Origin of the sequence: Streptomyces arenae (genome assembly GCF_022343545.1) — a bacterium.
Taxonomy (GTDB): Bacteria; Actinomycetota; Actinomycetes; order Streptomycetales; family Streptomycetaceae; genus Streptomyces; species Streptomyces humi.
On the sequence record NZ_JAKQYH010000078.1, the window covers coordinates 40,344 to 55,203 of the forward strand.

The window sequence follows — 14,860 nt, forward strand, 5'->3', positions numbered from 1 at the left end:
GATCGATCTCCCGCCCTCTCGGCGATCACAGATGCAGAAGCATCCGGCTGTTGCCCAAGGTGTTCGGTTTCACTCGTTCGAGTCCGAGGAACTCCGCGACGCCCTCGTCATAGGAACGCAACAGCTCCGCGTAGACATCGGTGTCCACGGGCGTCTCGCCGATCTCCACGAAGCCGTGCTTCCCGAAGAACTCGACTTCGAAGGTCAGACAGAAAACGCGGCGAACACCGAGCCAACGCGCGGTCTCCACCAACTTCTCCAGCAACTGATGACCGACACCGGCGCCCTTGAGGCCCGGCTTCACCGCGAGAGTGCGCACTTCGGCGAGGTCTTCCCACATCACGTGCAGTGCGCCGCAGCCGACGACCTCGGCGTTGTCGTCGCGTTCCGCGACCCAGAACTCCTGGATGTCCTCGTAAAGCGTCACCGTGGCTTTGTCGAGCAGGATGCGGTCGCGGACGTACGCGTCAAGGAGGCGGCGCACCGCCTGGACATCGCTGGTCCTGGCCCGCCTGACGGTGATGGCTTTTGCGGTGACTTCGGGGCGCATCGCTGACATGAGCGGACGCTATCGCCCGCCGTGGTCCACCACCGAGCCGGGGTTCTCCTCTTGGCGGACCGGCCGGTCCCGGCGTTCTTCGGGCTCTTCCGGCCTATCCGGTCCCTGCACGATCCGCACGGCGTCGCGCAGAGCCTGGCGCTGTTCGTCGCTCATCATCCCGAAGAAGGCGACGAGAGCGGCGGCCGGGTTGTCGCTCTGTGACCAGGCGTCGTTCATCAGAGCGGCGGCGTAGGCGGCCCGGGTGGAGACGGCCTCATATCGATAGGCGCGGCCTTCGGCCTCCCGGCGGACCCAGCCCTTCTGATGGAGATTGTCCAGAACGGTCATCACGGTGGTGTACGCGATGGACCGTTCCTGCTGAAGGTCTTCCAGGACTTCCCGAACGGTCACCGGGCGGTTCCACTTCCACACCCGCGTCATGACCGCGTCTTCGAGTTCTCCCAATGGGCGAGGCACAGCTCAGACAATAGTGGGAGATCCCGCCAATGGCGTGCCGGACGTGCGCTTTCGCCAACAAACACGGGCAAAAAGGGCGTACGACGGCCCAGAAACCCAGGTGAGCGGGCCGGGGGAGGTGCGGGTCGGCGTCGGCCGGAGGCTCAGGCGTCGCTCTTCGGCGCGGCGGCCCGGCGGACGCCCTCCGCGTGGGCGAAGGCGGCGTCGACGGCCGCGTCCTCCTTGGCCTTGGCGGCGCCCCCCTGGGTCTTCACGATCACCCGGACCAGGCCGATGAAGAAGATGGCCATGACGACCGGAGGCAGCAGCGCGGCGGCGTATTCCATGGGGTCCAGAGTAGCCACGGGACACCGGGCGAAAGGGGCGGGGTGGGCAAACCGCGCCGCAACACTCCCGAGCTGCCCCTTCGCCTTGCGCACGCAGCCCCGGGCCGGTCTCGCCGCGGCCTCCACCCCGCCACTGCCCGCTCGCGCGGTCTCTCGGTCGGTGGTTCAGCCGGTGGTTCAGCCTGCGGCGAGCTGCTGCGGGGGGCCGGCGGGTGGCGGGGTGGGGCGGCGGCGGGGGAAGACCTCGCCCGGGGTGGGGATGGGGCGCTTCGGCGTGGCCGGCTCGGGGGCCGCGGGCCGGGGGGCGGGCCGCTCGGCGGGCTTCTCCTTGGGCTTGCGCTCCGGCTCCTCGGCCACACCGCCCGGCAGGGCCGTCAGACGGGCCCTGGAGGCCGGAACGGCGGGCGCCGGCACCCTGCGGGCACCCTGCGCGAGCCGGGCCCGCACATCGCGCTCGGCGAGGTCCTGGCACCGGGCCAGCAGCGCGGCGGCGCCGGGGTTCCCGCGCAGCGCCCGCAGCGCGGCGAGATCGTCCGGCGTGGGCCGGTGCCCGGCACCGAGCGCCTCCTCCAGGAGGGCCAGGTAGCCGGTGACGGTCCCCGGCAGGGCGGCCCGGTACCGGGCGAGATCGGCCACCAGGAAGGCTCGCAGCCGGGCCGCCTCACGCGTCGCCTCGTCGAGCGACTCGGCGAGCCGATGACAGTGCTTGATGTCGTCGGCGGAGGCGGGACCGGGGTGAAGGGCGAGGGCGAGAGCACGGCGGAGCACACGCAGCTCCTCCGCACCGAACGCCATGCCGCCGCGGGATCCATAGGGCGTGGGCATGGACCGAAGATACGCGTAAATCAGACAAACTCGACATACGGTGCGGGTGTGGCGCGGGAGGGCCACCCACCTGGACGGCGCTCACCGCCAACCCGCCCGCGTCTCACATCCGCGACACGTTCCGCTCGTACACCAGCCGCAGTCCCACCAGGGTCAGCCAGGGCTCGTGCTCGTCGATCACCGAGGACTCGCCCAGCACCATCGGAGCCAGCCCACCGGTCGCGATCACCGTCACGTCGTCCGGGTCGTCCGCCAGTTCCCGTGCCATCCGGCCGACCACCCCGTCGACCTGTCCGGCGAACCCGTACACGATGCCCGCCTGCATGGCCTCCACCGTGTTCTTCCCGATCACGCTCCGCGGCCGGGCCACCTCGATCTTGCGCAGCTGCGCGCCCTTGACGCCCAGCGCCTCCACGGAGATCTCGATGCCGGGCGCGATCACGCCTCCGACGTACTCCCCGCGCGCGGACACCGCGTCGAAGGTGGTCGCCGTACCGAAGTCGACGACGATCGCCGGTCCCCCGAAGAGCTCGACGGCCGCGACGGCGTTGATGATCCGGTCCGCGCCCACCTCCTTGGGGTTGTCGGTCAGGACCGGCACACCGGTCTTCACCCCCGGCTCCACGAGAACCGCCGGCACGTCGCCGTAGTACCGCCGGGTGACCTCACGCAGCTCGTGCAGGACGGACGGCACGGTCGCGCAGATCGCGATCCCGTCGATGCCGTCGCCCAGCTCGTCGCCGAGGAGCGGGTGCATGCCCATCAGGCCCTGGAGGAGCACCGCCAGCTCGTCGGCGGTACGGCGCGCGTCCGTGGAGATGCGCCAGTGCTCGACGATGTCCTCGCCGTCGAAGAGGCCGAGGACGGTGTGCGTGTTGCCGACGTCGATCGTGAGGAGCATGACGTCACTCCGCCGCGCGCAGGTCCAGGCCGATGTCCAGGATCGGCGAGGAGTGGGTCAGGGCGCCGACGGCCAGGAAGTCCACGCCGGTGTCGGCGTACGCGCGCGCGTTGTCCAGGGTGAGCCGCCCGGACGCCTCCAGGAGCGCGCGCCCGTGCACGATCGCGACGGCCTCCTCGCACTCCCCGGGCGTGAAGTTGTCCAGCAGGATCAGGTCGGCGCCCGCGTCGACGACCTCACGCAGCTGATGCAGCGTGTCGACCTCGACCTCGATGGCCAGGTCGGGGAAGGCCTCGCGGACGGCCTTGAAGGCCTGGGCGACGCCACCGGCGGCCAGCACGTGGTTGTCCTTGACGAGCGCCGCGTCGGAGAGCGACATGCGGTGGTTGACGCCGCCCCCGCAGCGCACGGCGAACTTCTCCAGGGAGCGCAGCCCCGGGGTGGTCTTGCGGGTGTCGCGCACGCGCGTGTCCGTGCCCTCCAGGGCGTCCGCCCACGCGCGCGTGGCGGTCGCGATGCCGGACAGGCGGTTCAGGATGTTGAGCGCGCTGCGCTCGGCGGTGAGCAGGTCGCGGGTGCGCGTGGTGACGGACAGCAGCGGCTGCCCGGCCTCGACCCGGTCGCCGTCCTCGACGTGCCGCTCGACCTCGAACTCGTCGGTGCAGACCACGGAGACCACGGCCTCGGCGACCCGGAGGCCCGCGACCACGCCCGCCTCGCGCGCGACGAAGTCGGCGGTCGCCACGGCCTCCTCGGGGATCGTCGCGACGGTCGTCACGTCCACGCCGTTGTCGAGGTCCTCCTGGATGGCCACGTTGGCGATGTCCTCGACCTCCAGGGGGTCGAGTCCGGCGGCGGCGAGGAGTTCGGCGAGCGCGGGGTCGAGCCCGCACTCCAGATACTCCTCGTCGCCCTCGGCGCCACAGGCACAGCCGTCGCCGCAGCCGCCGCCGTCGGCGAGGGGAAGGTCGTTGGTGCTCACGTCTGTCACTGCTCCTGGGATGGCTGGTGCGGCCGGGTAGGGGGGAAGTCTGCGGTGTCGGTGGTGCGTACGGCCAGCGAACGGTCCGGATTGAGCCGTACGACGATGTGCCGCCGCCAGTGTGCGTCGTCGCGGTCGGCGTGGTCCTCGCGCCAGTGGCAGCCGCGGGTCTCCTCGCGGCGGCGGGCCGCCTCGACCAGCACGCGCGCGACGCACAGGAGGTTGGTGGCCTCCCAGGTGTCCACGCCGGGCTCGGCGGTCTTGCCGTTCTCGTCGAGGGCGTCGCGGGCCTCGGTGTGCAGGCGCTGGAGCTGCTCGGCGGCCCTGCCCAGCGAGTCCTCCGAGCGCAGCACCCCGGCGCCCTCCGTCATGATCCGCTGGATCGCGAACCGGGCCTCGGGGACCTGGAGCGGGTGCGCGGGCCGGTCCGGGTGCGGTACCGGGACGGGCACGCGCGCGTGCAGGCGGTCCGCCGCGTGGCGCTCCGTGATGTCGGCGACGATGCGCTCGGCGTAGACCAGTCCCTCCAGGAGGGAGTTGGACGCGAGCCGGTTCGCGCCGTGCACGCCGGTGCACGCGACCTCTCCGCAGGCATAGAGCCCCGGCACGGTCGTGCGCCCGCGCGCGTCGGTGCGCACGCCCCCGGAGGCGTAGTGCGCGGCCGGCGCAATCGGGATGGGCTCGGTCACCGGGTCGATGCCGTGCGCCCGGCAGGCGGCCAGGATGGTCGGGAAGCGGTGCTCCCACATGTCCGCGCCGAAGTGCCGGGCGTCCAGGAACATGTGCTCGGCGTCCTGCTCCTGCATGCGCCGCATGATGCCCTTGGCGACGATGTCCCGGGGCGCCAGCTCGGCCAGCTCGTGCTGCCCCACCATGAAGCGCACGCCGGCCGCGTCGACCAGGTGCGCGCCCTCGCCGCGCACCGCCTCGGAGACCAGCGGCTGCTGCCCCTCCGCGTCGGCGCCGAGGAACAGCACGGTGGGGTGGAACTGCACGAACTCGAGGTCGCTGACCTCCGCGCCCGCGCGCAGCGCGAGCGCCACGCCGTCCCCCGTGGACACCGAGGGGTTGGTGGTCGCGGAGAAGACCTGGCCCATGCCGCCGGTGGCGAGGACCACCGCGGGGGCGTGCACGGCGCCCACGCCGTCGTGCTGGCCCTCGCCCATCACGTGCAGGGTCACGCCCGCCGTGCGCCCCTCGGCGTCGGTCAGCAGGTCCAGCACCAGGGCGTTCTCGATCATCCGCACGCCCCGCGCGCGGGCCGCCTCGACCAGCGCGCGGGAGATCTCCGCGCCGGTGGCGTCGCCGCCCGCGTGGGCGATCCGGCGCCGGTGGTGGCCGCCCTCGCGGGTGAGCTCGATGCCGCCGTCCGCGTCGGTGTCGAAGTGGGCGCCGGTCGAGATGAGCCGTCGTACCGCGTCGGGGCCCTCGGTGACGAGGATCCGTACGGCCTCCTCGTCGCACAGGCCGGCGCCCGCGACCAGGGTGTCGTCCAGGTGCTGCTCGGGGGTGTCGCCCTCGCCCAGGGCGGCCGCGACGCCGCCCTGCGCCCAGCGCGTGGAGCCGTCGTCGAGGAGCGCCTTGGTGACGACGACCGTGGTCAGTCCCGCGGCCTCGCAGCGCAGGGCGGCGGTCAGGCCGGCCACGCCGGACCCGACGACCACCACGTCCGCGTCGATGGACCAGCCGGGGGCGGGCGCGTGCAGTCGTATGCCGGTGCTGGTCACGAGGCGGCTCCGGGGGCGGCGAAGGTGAGGGGGATGTTGTCGATCAGCCGGGTGCCGCCGACCCGGGCGGCGACGGCGAGGACGGCCTCTCCCGTGAAGTCGTCGTCGATGTCGGTGAAGTCGGCGGGGTCGACCAGGACGAGGTAGTCCAGTTCGAGCGGCGGGTCGAAGTGCACGCCCTCGTCCAGGACCGCACGGGCGGCCGCGCGGACCGCCGCGGCGGCGTTCGGCACGGCCTTGGCGACGGCGTGCGCGTCGGCGGCGGCGCGGGACTCCCCTATGGCGCTGAGGGCCTCGGCACGCGCGCGCGTGGACGGCGTTTCGAGGGCCCGCGCGCGCAGTGCCTCCTGCGCCGCGTGCCGGTCGCGGCCGGCGAACAGCGCACGGGAGAGCGTGAGCGCCGTGCGCCGCTCGTCGGCCGACAGGTAGCGGTTGCGGCTGGACAGCGCGAGTCCGTCGCTCTCGCGCACGGTCGGCACGCCGACGATCTCGATGCCGAAGTTCAGATCGCGCACCATGCGCCGGATCACGGCCAGCTGCTGGGCGTCCTTCTGCCCGAACAGGGCCACGTCGGGGCGGGTGAGGTGCAGCAGCTTGGCGACGACGGTGAGCACGCCGTCGAAGTGACCGGGGCGCGAGGCACCCTCCAGGAGGGTGCCCATCGGGCCCGCGGTGACCCGGACCTGGGGCTGCCCGCCCGGGTAGACCTCGTCGACCGAGGGGGCGAAGACGGCGTCCGCGCCCGCCTGCTCGGCGATCTTCAGGTCGGCTTCCAGCGTGCGCGGGTAGCGGTCAAGGTCCTCGCCGGCCCCGAACTGGAGCGGGTTGACGAAGACCGTGACGACGACCTCGCCGTCCGGGCCCGCGATCTCCCGCGCGGTGCGGATCAGCGTGGCGTGGCCCTCGTGCAGGGCGCCCATGGTCATCACGACGGCGCGGCGGCCGCGGCGTACGCGCGCGTGCAGTTCGTCGGCGGTGCTCAGCAGGGCGGTGGTCATCGGGCGTTCCCCTCGGGGCCTTCGGTGCCGTCAATGCCGTCGGTGCCGTTCGCGTGACCGGCACGGTTCGCGAGGACGCCGAGGAGGTCCTCGGCGAGTTCCGGCTTCAGCAGGCCGTGCGCGAGGGCACGGTCGGCCGTCGCGCGGGCCATCGCCAGGTAGCCGTCGACGGCCTGCGGGGCGTGCCTGCGCAACTCCGTGACGTGCGCGGCGACGGTGCCCGCGTCCCCGCGCGCGACCGGCCCGGTCAGCGCCGCGTCACCGGAGCGCAGGGCGTTGTCCAGGGCGGCGCCCAGCAGCGGGCCGAGCATCCGGTCGGGGGCCTCGACACCGGCGGTGCGCAGCAGCTCCATGGACTGGGCGACCAGGGTGACCAGGTGGTTGGCGCCGAGAGCGAGGGCCGCGTGGTAGAGCGGGCGGTTCTCCTCGGAGATCCACTCAGGTTCGCCGCCCATCTCGATGACCAGGGCCTGCGCCGCCATCCGCAGTTCCTCGGGCGCGGTGACGCCGAACGAGCAGCCGGCCAGCCGCTGCACGTCCACCGGTGTCCCCGTGAAGGTCATCGCGGGATGCAGGGCCAGCGGCAGCGCGCCCACGCGCAGGGCGGGGTCCAGGACCTTCGCGCCGTAGCGTCCGGAGGTGTGCACGAGCAGCTGACCCGGGCGCACCGCGCCGGTCTCGGCGAGGCCGGTGACCAGGCCGGGCAGCGCGTCGTCGGGGACGGTCAGGAGCACCAGGTCGGCACGCTGGAGCACCTCGGCGGGCGGCACCAGCGGGACGTCGGGCAGCATCGCCTCGGCGCGCCGCCGGGAGGTGTCGGAGACGCCGGAGACGGCCACCGGACGGTGGCCCGCGAGCCGCAGGGACGCGGCGAGCGCGGGGCCCACCCGGCCGGCGCCGACGACGCCCACGGTGAGCCGTGCGGGGCGGTCGCTGGGATCTGGCTGTTGGACTGTGCTCACGCGGCAGTGCCTTCCCGTTCCAGTCCGCTCTGGGTACCGGACGATTTCTCGTCATGTTAACGCTATCGGGTCCGGGCCCAGTTGGCCGTCCACAGGCTGTGGGTGACCCGTCACACCGCAGCGGACACCGCCGGGACAGGGCGCCGGATGCCGCCGGGCGGAAAAAGCCGGGCCGCACGGACCCGCGCCACGGCATCATCCAGGGCATGAGCGACCAGCCCACCCCCCAGGACGGAACCGGCCCGGGCGACACCCCCGGGGACGAGATCCGCGGCACCGAGCGACCGGAGACACCCCTGTCGGCCGAACAACGGCTGAAGGAGCGGCGCGCGACCGCCTACCGGACGGCGGAACGCGTCCTCGCGCGCGTGAACCTGCGCGCCACCCTCAGGGAACAGCTCGCGCGGCTCCAGGAAGCGGCCCCTGGGGCCTACGACCTGGACGAGTCCGTGGACATCTACGGCAACGGTGTCGTCGAGGCCCTGGAGAAGCGGGTCGCGGACCTGCTCGGCACGGAGGCCGCCGCGTTCTTCCCGACCGGCACGATGGCCCAGCAGGTCGCCCTGCGCTGCTGGGCGGCCCGCACCGGCAGCCCCACGGTCGCCCTGCACGCCCTCGCCCATCCCGAGGTGCACGAACTCGACGCCTTCCGCGAGGTGGCCGGCCTGCGCACGGTGCGTGTCACCGGTGAGCCCCGGCTCCCCACCGCCCAGGAGATACGCGACTTCGAGGAGCCGTTCGGCGCCCTGATGCTGGAACTGCCGCTGCGGGACGCCGGTTTCGTGCTGCCCTCCTGGGAGCAGCTCACCGAGGTCGTCGAGGCGGCCCGGGAACGCGACGCGGTGGTGCACTTCGACGGCGCGCGCCTGTGGGAGACCACCGTCCACTTCGGGCGGCCGCTGCCCGAGATCGCGGACCTCGCGGACAGCGTCTACGTGTCGTTCTACAAGTCCCTGGGCGGTATCGGCGGGGCCGCGCTGGCCGGCCCCGGGAGCCTGGTCGAGGAGGCGAAGACCTGGCGCCACCGGTACGGCGGGATGGTCTTCCAGCAGTTCCCGACCGCCCTCGCGGCGCTCATCGGGCTGGACCGTGAACTGCCCCGCCTGCCGGAGTACGTACGGCACGCGCGCGTGGTGGCCAGGGCGCTGCGCGACGCGCTCCGGGAGACCGGCGTCCCCTGGTCCCGGGTGCACCCCGGGGAACCGCACACCCACCAGTTCCAGGTCTGGCTGCCGTACGACGCGGAGGTGCTCACGGAGGTGTCGCTCCGGCAGGCCGAGGAGACCGGCACCTACCTGTTCGCCGGCTTCTGGAACGCGAAGGGCCCGGGCGTCTCGATGACCGAGGTGACGGTGGCGGCGGCGGGCCTGGACTGGACGCCGCAGGAGGTAGCGGCGGCGGTCGCGGACTTCGCGGGCCGCCTGCCCGAGGCGCCGCTTTCCTGAAGCCAGGACCCGAACCATGGCCGCGGGAACGCCTGAGGGCGGCCCAGGGGAGCGTGTTCTTCGCGGGGCGGCCGCACGTGGCCAGGCCGGCGGGGCGTTGTCAGTGGCGGGGTGCACGATGGGGACATGAGCGTACGCATCGACATCGCGGGGCTGCGGCCCGAGCGGGTCGCTGTCGTGCCCTCACCGCTGGCCGAGCTCGGCATGGCGCTGCACGCGCTGTCCGAGCCGGGGCACCACCCCGGCCTCCAGGGCTGGGTGACGGGCGTGACCGCGCGCCTGGAACCGGACCTGGCGGACCGGATGTCCGAGGCGGACTTCCTGTGGCGGTCCACGTTCTCGGACCTGTTCCTGCCCTGTGCGGGCCTGCCGGGCGCGGTGCCGGCCGGGACGCTCGCGGAGGAACTTGACCAGCTGGACAAGCTGACGGACGCCCAGTTCGTGGACGCCGCCCTGGAGTTCACCTGCGTGTGGTCGTACGACACCCGGGCACCGGACATCCTGGCGGACCCCGTGGTGCGTCGGCGGGCGCTGGAGGTGGCGGCCTCGCGCGGCCCCCGGCAGGTCCGGTTCGCCCAGCGCCTGCTCGACGACCCGCCGAGCGTGCGCGCCTGGCTGCGCCGGTTCCTGGAGGACTGCGCGACCGCGTTCTTCGACGAGGCCTGGTCGCGGCTGCGCCACCAGCTGGCGGCCGACGCCCGGCACAAGACCGAGCTGCTGCGGCGCAAGGGGCTGGCCGAGGCGCTGACCGCGGTCTCGCCGTCCGTGACGCTGGACGGGACGGGTTCGCGCATCATCGTGGACAAGCTGACCGACGGGCACGCGGTGACGGACGCCGACGGGCTGCTGCTGGTGCCCACGAGCCTCGGCTGGCCGCACCTGATGGTGCTGCACCGGTTCGGCTGGCAGCCGGTGCTGCACTATCCGGCCGATGCGCCGGAGCTGGCCTCTCCGGCGTCCGTGGAGCAGCTGACGCTGCGGATGGCCGCGCTCTCCCACCCCGTGCGGATGCGGCTGTGCCGGTACCTGGCGCGCAGCGCGTACACCACCAGCGAGCTGGCGCAGGCGCACGGTCTGTCGGCACCCGAGGTGTCCCGGCATCTGGGTGTGCTCAAGAAGGCGGGCCTGGTCACGACGCGCCGCCGCGGGCGGTACGTGCTGCACCAGCTGGACGTCACGGTCGTCGCCCGCCTGGGCAGCGACTTCCTGGAGGGCATACTCCGCTAGCCCGCAAGCCGCGCGCGAGGGGGGCAGCGCCCGCGAAGGGGGCAGCGCCCGCGAAGGGGGCAGCGCGCTCGAAGGGGGCAGCGCGCTCGAAGGGTGTCAGCCGCGTCCGCCGCTCGCCCGGACCAGCCCGGTCTCGTACGCCAGCACGACGACCTGGACGCGGTCGCGCAGCCCGAGCTTGGTCAGGATGCGGCCCACATGGGTCTTCACGGTCGCCTCGGACAGCACCAGCCGGCCCGCGATCTCGCCGTTCGACAGGCCCTGCGCGACCAGCACCATGACCTCGCGCTCACGGTCGGTGAGCCGCTGCAGTTCCTGGTGCCGGGGCTCCTTGCCGGCCGAGGGCAGCATCGGCGCGAACCGGTCGAGCAGCCGCCTCGTGGTGGAGGGCGCGACGACGGCGTCACCGCTGTGCACGGACCGGATCGCGGCCAGCAGCTCGCCCGGGGGCACGTCCTTGAGCATGAAGCCGGAGGCGCCCGCCTTCAGCCCGGAGAAGGCGTACTCGTCGAGGTCGAAGGTGGTCAGGATGAGCACCTTGGGCGGATCGGGCTCGACGCAGATGCGGCGGGTGGCCTCCACGCCGTCCAGCTTGGGCATGCGCACGTCCATCAGCACCACGTCCACCTCGGTGGACCGCAGCACCTGGAGGGCCTCGACGCCGTCGCCCGCCTCCGCGACGACCTCCATGTCCGGCTGGGCGGCGAGCACCATCCGGAACCCGGTGCGCAGCAGCACCTGGTCGTCGACGAGCATCACGCGGATCGTCATCGGCTCCTCTTCCGTTTCCGTTCGTCTGTTTACGCCCGGATTCTCCGGGGCGTGACAGGTGTCAACCGGGGGCGTGCGTCAGTGTCAGTGCGCCGGTTTGAGCGGCAGCAGGGCACTGATGCGGAATCCTCCGCCAGGGCGGGGGCCGGCGTCGAGGGTGCCCCCCACCATGCCGACCCGCTCGCGCATGCCGATCAGGCCGTGGCCCTGGCCGTCGGCGCCGCCCTCCTCGTACATCTCGTGCGGGGCGCCCGTACCGTCGTCCTCCACCAGCAGGCCGAGGCCGTCGTCGAAGTACACCAGCCGCACGCTCGCGCCCGCGTTGGGCCCGCCGTGCTTGCGGGTGTTGGTCAGCGCCTCCTGCACGATCCGGTACGCCGTGAGCTCGACGCCGCTGGGCAGCGGGCGCGGGGTGCCCTCGACCTTGAAGTCGACGGGCAGTCCGGAGGTGCGGCACTGCTCGACGAGGTCGTCGATCTGCTCGACGTCGGGCTGCGGGACGTACTCGCCGACCTCCTTGTGCTCGCCGGTACGCAGCACACCCAGCAGGCGGCGCATCTCGGCGAGGGCCTGCCGGCCGGTGGACGAGATCGTCTCCAGGGCCTTCTTCGCCTGGTCCGGGGCGGCGTCCAGGACGTAGGCGGCGCCGTCGGCCTGGACCACCATCACCGACACGTTGTGCGCCACCACGTCGTGCAGCTCGCGCGCAATGCGGGCGCGCTCGGCGGCGACCGCGACCTTGGCCTGCGCCTCGCGCTCCTTCTCCAGCCGGGCGGCACGCTCCTCCAGCTGCGCGAAGTAGGCGCGGCGGGTGCGCATGGAGTCGCCGAGCACCCAGGCGAGCACGAACGGCACCGTCTGGAAGAGCACGATCGCGACATGGCCGGGGAGACTCGCGTCGTGCTGCGGCCAGCGGATCTCCGCCAGGGGCGCCGCGCACAGGCCGCCGTACAGGCCGAACCGGGACGCCCAGCGGGCGCCCACCGCGGCGTTGGTGCAGACGATCACCAGCATGGCGAAGTTGGCGACGGTCGTCTCCACGTCCAGCACCAGCTGGGCCAGGCCGGTGGCCGCGGCCAGCAGCAGCATCCGCTCCGGGAACCGGCGGCGCAGCGCGACGACGACGCCCATCACGACCGACACGGCGACCATGGCGGCGGTCGAGCCGTGGTGGTCCGGACCCAGGGCGAGCCTCCAGGCGCTCGCGCCGGAGAGCCCGAACAGGACGACGGCCCAGAAGGTGTCGACCCATGTCGGGTGCCTGCGGAGGAAGTCATAGAGGCGCTGCACGTAACCCAGAGTAGGGAAGCGTGATAGGTGCAGGGGTCAACCGGAGGGCCGATCCCTGTTCCGCACGCGTACTCCGCAAGGTGGAGAAGGTGATCACCTGTGCGCCTAGTCTGGCCCGGTGACGGATGAGGCGACGCGAGAGACGGCCGACGACGCCCGGGGCTGGCGTGCGGCCACCGAGGCGGCCCTGTACGGCCCCGGCGGCTTCTACCGCCGCCCGGAGGGCCCTGCCGGGCACTTCCGTACGTCGGTGCACGCCTCGCGGCTGTTCGCCGAGGCGGTGGCCGAGCTGCTGTGCCGGGTCGACGAGGCGCTGGGACGCCCCGAGGAGCTCGACTTCGTCGACATGGGCGCCGGCCGCGGCGAACTGGTCACCGGTGTGCTCGCCGCGCTGCCCGCCGAGGTGGCGGCCCGCACGCGCGCGTACGCCGTCGAGATCGCCGACCGCCCGGCCCGCGTCCCCGACCGGGTCACCTGGCTGACCGAGCTGCCGCGCACGGTCACCGGTCTGCTGTTCGCCAACGAGTGGCTGGACAACGTCCCGGTCGACGTCGCCGAGGTGGACCCCGCCGGGGTGGCCCGGCTGGTGCTCGTCCGGCGGGACGGCACCGAGCTGCTGGGCGAGCCGGTGTCGGGCGCGGACGCGGAGTGGCTGGCGCGATGGTGGCCGCTGGGCGCCGAGCCGGGGCTGCGCGCGGAGATCGGCCTGTCCCGGGACCAGGCGTGGGCGTCCGCGGTCACCAGCCTCCAGCGGGGGCTCGCGGTGGCCGTGGACTACGCGCACACCGCGGCCGCCCGTCCGGCCTTCGGGACGCTCACCGGCTTCCGCAGGGGGCGTGGGACGGCGCCCGTGCCGGACGGGGCGTGCGACATCACGGCGCACGTCGCGCTGGACGCGTGCGCGGCGCTCGACCCGGCGCTCAGGCTGCCCGAGGCGCTGCTGTGCACCCAACGCGACGCCCTGCGCGCCCTGGGCGTGGTCGGCGCCCGCCCGCCGCTCACGCTCGCCTCCACGCACCCCGCCGCCTACGTACGCGCGCTCGCCGTCAGCGGCGAGGCCGCCGAACTCACCGCCTCCGGCGGCCTCGGTGACTTCGGCTGGCTGGTCCAGCCGGTCGGGATCAAGGACGCACTCCTGTAGCAGCCGGCTCGGCGCCGTGCTGTGGCAGCCGGCTTGGCGCTGCCTACGTGCCGCTGCCTACGTGCCGCCGCCTACTTGTCGATGTCCCCGACGACGAAGAACATCGACCCCAGGATCGCCACCATGTCCGCCACCAGGGTCCCCGGCAGCAGTTCGGTCAGGGCCTGGATGTTGTTGTACGAGGCGGAGCGCAGCTTCAGCCGGTACGGGGTCTTCTCGCCCTTGCTGACCAGGTAGTAGCCGTTGATGCCGAGGGGGTTCTCGGTCCAGGCGTAGGTGTGGCCCTCGGGCGCCTTGAGGACCTTGGGGAGCCGCTGGTTGATCGGGCCGGGCGGCAGCTCGGCGACCCGGTCCAGGCAGGCGTCGGCCAGGTCCAGGGCGTTGTGCGTCTGCTCCAGGAGGCACTCGAAGCGGGCCAGGCAGTCTCCCTCGGACCGGGTGACCACCCGGAGGGTGTCCTGGAGCTCGCCGTACGCCAGGTAGGGCTCGTCGCGGCGCAGGTCGAAGTCGACGCCCGAGGCGCGCGCGATGGGCCCGCTCACGCCGTACGCGTGCACGGCCTCCGGCGCGAGTACACCCACGCCCCGCGTCCGCCCCCGGAAGATCTCGTTGCCGATCACCAGGTCGTCGAAGACGTCCATCCGGGAGCGCACGGCGGAGACGGCAGCACGCGCGCGTGCGGTCCAGCCGGCCGGCAGGTCCTCCTTGAGGCCGCCCACGCGGTTGAACATGTAGTGCATCCGCCCGCCGGAGACCTCCTCCATGACGTTCTGGAGCACCTCGCGCTCGCGGAACGCGTAGAAGACCGGCGTGATCCCGCCCAGCTCCAGCGGATAGGAGCCGAGGAACATCAGGTGGTTCAGCACCCGGTTCAGCTCGGCGAGCAGGGTGCGCGTCCACACCGCGCGGACCGGCACCTCCATGCCGAGCATGCGCTCGACGGCGAGGACCACGCCCAGCTCGTTCGAGAAGGCCGACAGCCAGTCGTGACGGTTGGCGAGCATGATGATCTGCCGGTAGTCACGCGCCTCGAAGAGTTTCTCGGCGCCCCGGTGCATGTAGCCGATCACCGGTTCCGCGGAGACGATCCGCTCGCCGTCCAGCACCAGCCTCAGCCGCAGCACGCCGTGCGTGGAGGGGTGCTGGGGGCCGATGTTGAGCACCATGTCGGTGCTCTCCGCGGCGCCGCCGATCCCGACCGTGGTCTCCGTCGTAGGAGTCATGCACCCAGTCTCCCCTACGTACGC

The 14,860-nt window shown here is 73.0% G+C and carries 15 protein-coding genes; 3 read left to right on the top strand and 12 right to left on the bottom strand.

Annotation, left to right across the window (positions count from 1 at the left end; genetic code table 11):
* Positions 1 to 25: 25 nt before the first annotated feature.
* The 9 genes from MB828_RS37995 to MB828_RS38035 form a co-directional block, all read right to left on the bottom strand.
* Complete coding sequence (locus MB828_RS37995) at positions 26 to 559, bottom strand: amino-acid N-acetyltransferase (protein WP_133023259.1); 534 nt, start codon at positions 557 to 559, stop codon at positions 26 to 28.
* 9 nt (positions 560 to 568) lie between these two features.
* Complete coding sequence (locus MB828_RS38000) at positions 569 to 982, bottom strand: BlaI/MecI/CopY family transcriptional regulator (RefSeq protein WP_430381491.1); 414 nt, start codon at positions 980 to 982, stop codon at positions 569 to 571.
* Positions 983 to 1,161: 179 nt separating this feature from the next.
* Positions 1,162 to 1,344: a hypothetical protein gene (locus MB828_RS38005; protein ID WP_133023261.1), complete on the bottom strand. Its 183-nt coding sequence runs from the start codon at positions 1,342 to 1,344 to the stop codon at positions 1,162 to 1,164.
* Between the two features lie 177 nt (positions 1,345 to 1,521).
* Positions 1,522 to 2,139: a hypothetical protein gene (locus MB828_RS38010; RefSeq protein ID WP_301652179.1), complete on the bottom strand. Its 618-nt coding sequence runs from the start codon at positions 2,137 to 2,139 to the stop codon at positions 1,522 to 1,524.
* A 133-nt stretch (positions 2,140 to 2,272) separates the two neighbouring features.
* Entirely contained in the window at positions 2,273 to 3,070 is a 798-nt protein-coding gene (locus MB828_RS38015) for a type III pantothenate kinase (protein ID WP_046730883.1), read from the bottom strand.
* A gap of 4 nt (positions 3,071 to 3,074) precedes the next feature.
* A complete protein-coding gene (gene nadC / locus MB828_RS38020) occupies positions 3,075 to 4,052 on the bottom strand; it encodes a carboxylating nicotinate-nucleotide diphosphorylase (RefSeq protein ID WP_301652141.1) in 978 nt (325 codons plus the stop codon).
* A 5-nt stretch (positions 4,053 to 4,057) separates the two neighbouring features.
* Positions 4,058 to 5,779, bottom strand: coding sequence for an L-aspartate oxidase (locus MB828_RS38025; RefSeq protein WP_301652142.1), 1,722 nt, complete (start codon positions 5,777 to 5,779; stop codon positions 4,058 to 4,060).
* Entirely contained in the window at positions 5,776 to 6,777 is a 1,002-nt protein-coding gene (gene panC / locus MB828_RS38030) for a pantoate--beta-alanine ligase (RefSeq protein ID WP_301652143.1), read from the bottom strand. The genes MB828_RS38025 and panC overlap by 4 nt, the downstream gene beginning before the upstream one ends.
* The gene (locus MB828_RS38035; protein WP_301652144.1) at positions 6,774 to 7,739 is read right to left on the bottom strand and encodes a Rossmann-like and DUF2520 domain-containing protein; all 966 of its coding nucleotides are present in this window, start codon (positions 7,737 to 7,739) and stop codon (positions 6,774 to 6,776) included. Before MB828_RS38035 ends, panC begins: the two co-directional genes overlap by 4 nt.
* Before the next feature lie 206 nt (positions 7,740 to 7,945).
* Between MB828_RS38035 and MB828_RS38040 the strand changes: the two genes are divergently transcribed.
* The gene (locus tag MB828_RS38040; RefSeq protein WP_301652145.1) at positions 7,946 to 9,184 is read left to right on the top strand and encodes a threonine aldolase family protein; all 1,239 of its coding nucleotides are present in this window, start codon (positions 7,946 to 7,948) and stop codon (positions 9,182 to 9,184) included.
* 126 nt (positions 9,185 to 9,310) lie between these two features.
* Positions 9,311 to 10,411 (top strand): DUF5937 family protein, encoded by a 1,101-nt coding sequence (locus tag MB828_RS38045; RefSeq protein WP_301652146.1) that lies wholly within the window; start codon positions 9,311 to 9,313, stop codon positions 10,409 to 10,411.
* 96 nt (positions 10,412 to 10,507) lie between these two features.
* On the opposite strand, the gene MB828_RS38050 is transcribed toward MB828_RS38045, so the two are convergent.
* Together MB828_RS38050 and MB828_RS38055 are read right to left on the bottom strand one after the other, a co-directional pair.
* On the bottom strand, positions 10,508 to 11,182 hold the full coding sequence (locus MB828_RS38050; RefSeq protein WP_133023268.1) for a response regulator: 675 nt from the start codon (positions 11,180 to 11,182) through the stop codon (positions 10,508 to 10,510).
* A gap of 84 nt (positions 11,183 to 11,266) precedes the next feature.
* Entirely contained in the window at positions 11,267 to 12,472 is a 1,206-nt protein-coding gene (locus tag MB828_RS38055) for a sensor histidine kinase (RefSeq protein WP_301652147.1), read from the bottom strand.
* Between the two features lie 118 nt (positions 12,473 to 12,590).
* On the opposite strand from MB828_RS38055, the gene MB828_RS38060 reads away from it, so the two are divergent.
* Complete coding sequence (locus tag MB828_RS38060; RefSeq protein ID WP_301652148.1) at positions 12,591 to 13,613, top strand: SAM-dependent methyltransferase; 1,023 nt, start codon at positions 12,591 to 12,593, stop codon at positions 13,611 to 13,613.
* 71 nt (positions 13,614 to 13,684) lie between these two features.
* On the opposite strand, the gene MB828_RS38065 is transcribed toward MB828_RS38060, so the two are convergent.
* The gene (locus tag MB828_RS38065; protein WP_301652149.1) at positions 13,685 to 14,836 is read right to left on the bottom strand and encodes an NADH-quinone oxidoreductase subunit D; all 1,152 of its coding nucleotides are present in this window, start codon (positions 14,834 to 14,836) and stop codon (positions 13,685 to 13,687) included.
* Positions 14,837 to 14,860: the final 24 nt, after the last annotated feature.

What these genes read in the sequence shown, in the direction of transcription:
- MB828_RS38065 (WP_301652149.1), bottom strand. Translation starts at nt 14,836, where the DNA reads ATGACTCCTACGACGGAGACCACGGTCGGGATCGGCGGCGCCGCGGAG.
- MB828_RS38045 (WP_301652146.1), top strand. Translation starts at nt 9,311, where the DNA reads ATGAGCGTACGCATCGACATCGCGGGGCTGCGGCCCGAGCGGGTCGCT.
- MB828_RS38010 (WP_301652179.1), bottom strand. Translation starts at nt 2,139, where the DNA reads ATGGCGTTCGGTGCGGAGGAGCTGCGTGTGCTCCGCCGTGCTCTCGCC.
- MB828_RS37995 (WP_133023259.1), bottom strand. Translation starts at nt 559, where the DNA reads ATGTCAGCGATGCGCCCCGAAGTCACCGCAAAAGCCATCACCGTCAGG.
- panC (WP_301652143.1), bottom strand. Translation starts at nt 6,777, where the DNA reads ATGACCACCGCCCTGCTGAGCACCGCCGACGAACTGCACGCGCGCGTA.
- MB828_RS38050 (WP_133023268.1), bottom strand. Translation starts at nt 11,182, where the DNA reads ATGACGATCCGCGTGATGCTCGTCGACGACCAGGTGCTGCTGCGCACC.
- MB828_RS38005 (WP_133023261.1), bottom strand. Translation starts at nt 1,344, where the DNA reads ATGGAATACGCCGCCGCGCTGCTGCCTCCGGTCGTCATGGCCATCTTC.
- MB828_RS38000 (WP_430381491.1), bottom strand. Translation starts at nt 982, where the DNA reads ATGACGCGGGTGTGGAAGTGGAACCGCCCGGTGACCGTTCGGGAAGTC.
- MB828_RS38040 (WP_301652145.1), top strand. Translation starts at nt 7,946, where the DNA reads ATGAGCGACCAGCCCACCCCCCAGGACGGAACCGGCCCGGGCGACACC.
- MB828_RS38015 (WP_046730883.1), bottom strand. Translation starts at nt 3,070, where the DNA reads ATGCTCCTCACGATCGACGTCGGCAACACGCACACCGTCCTCGGCCTC.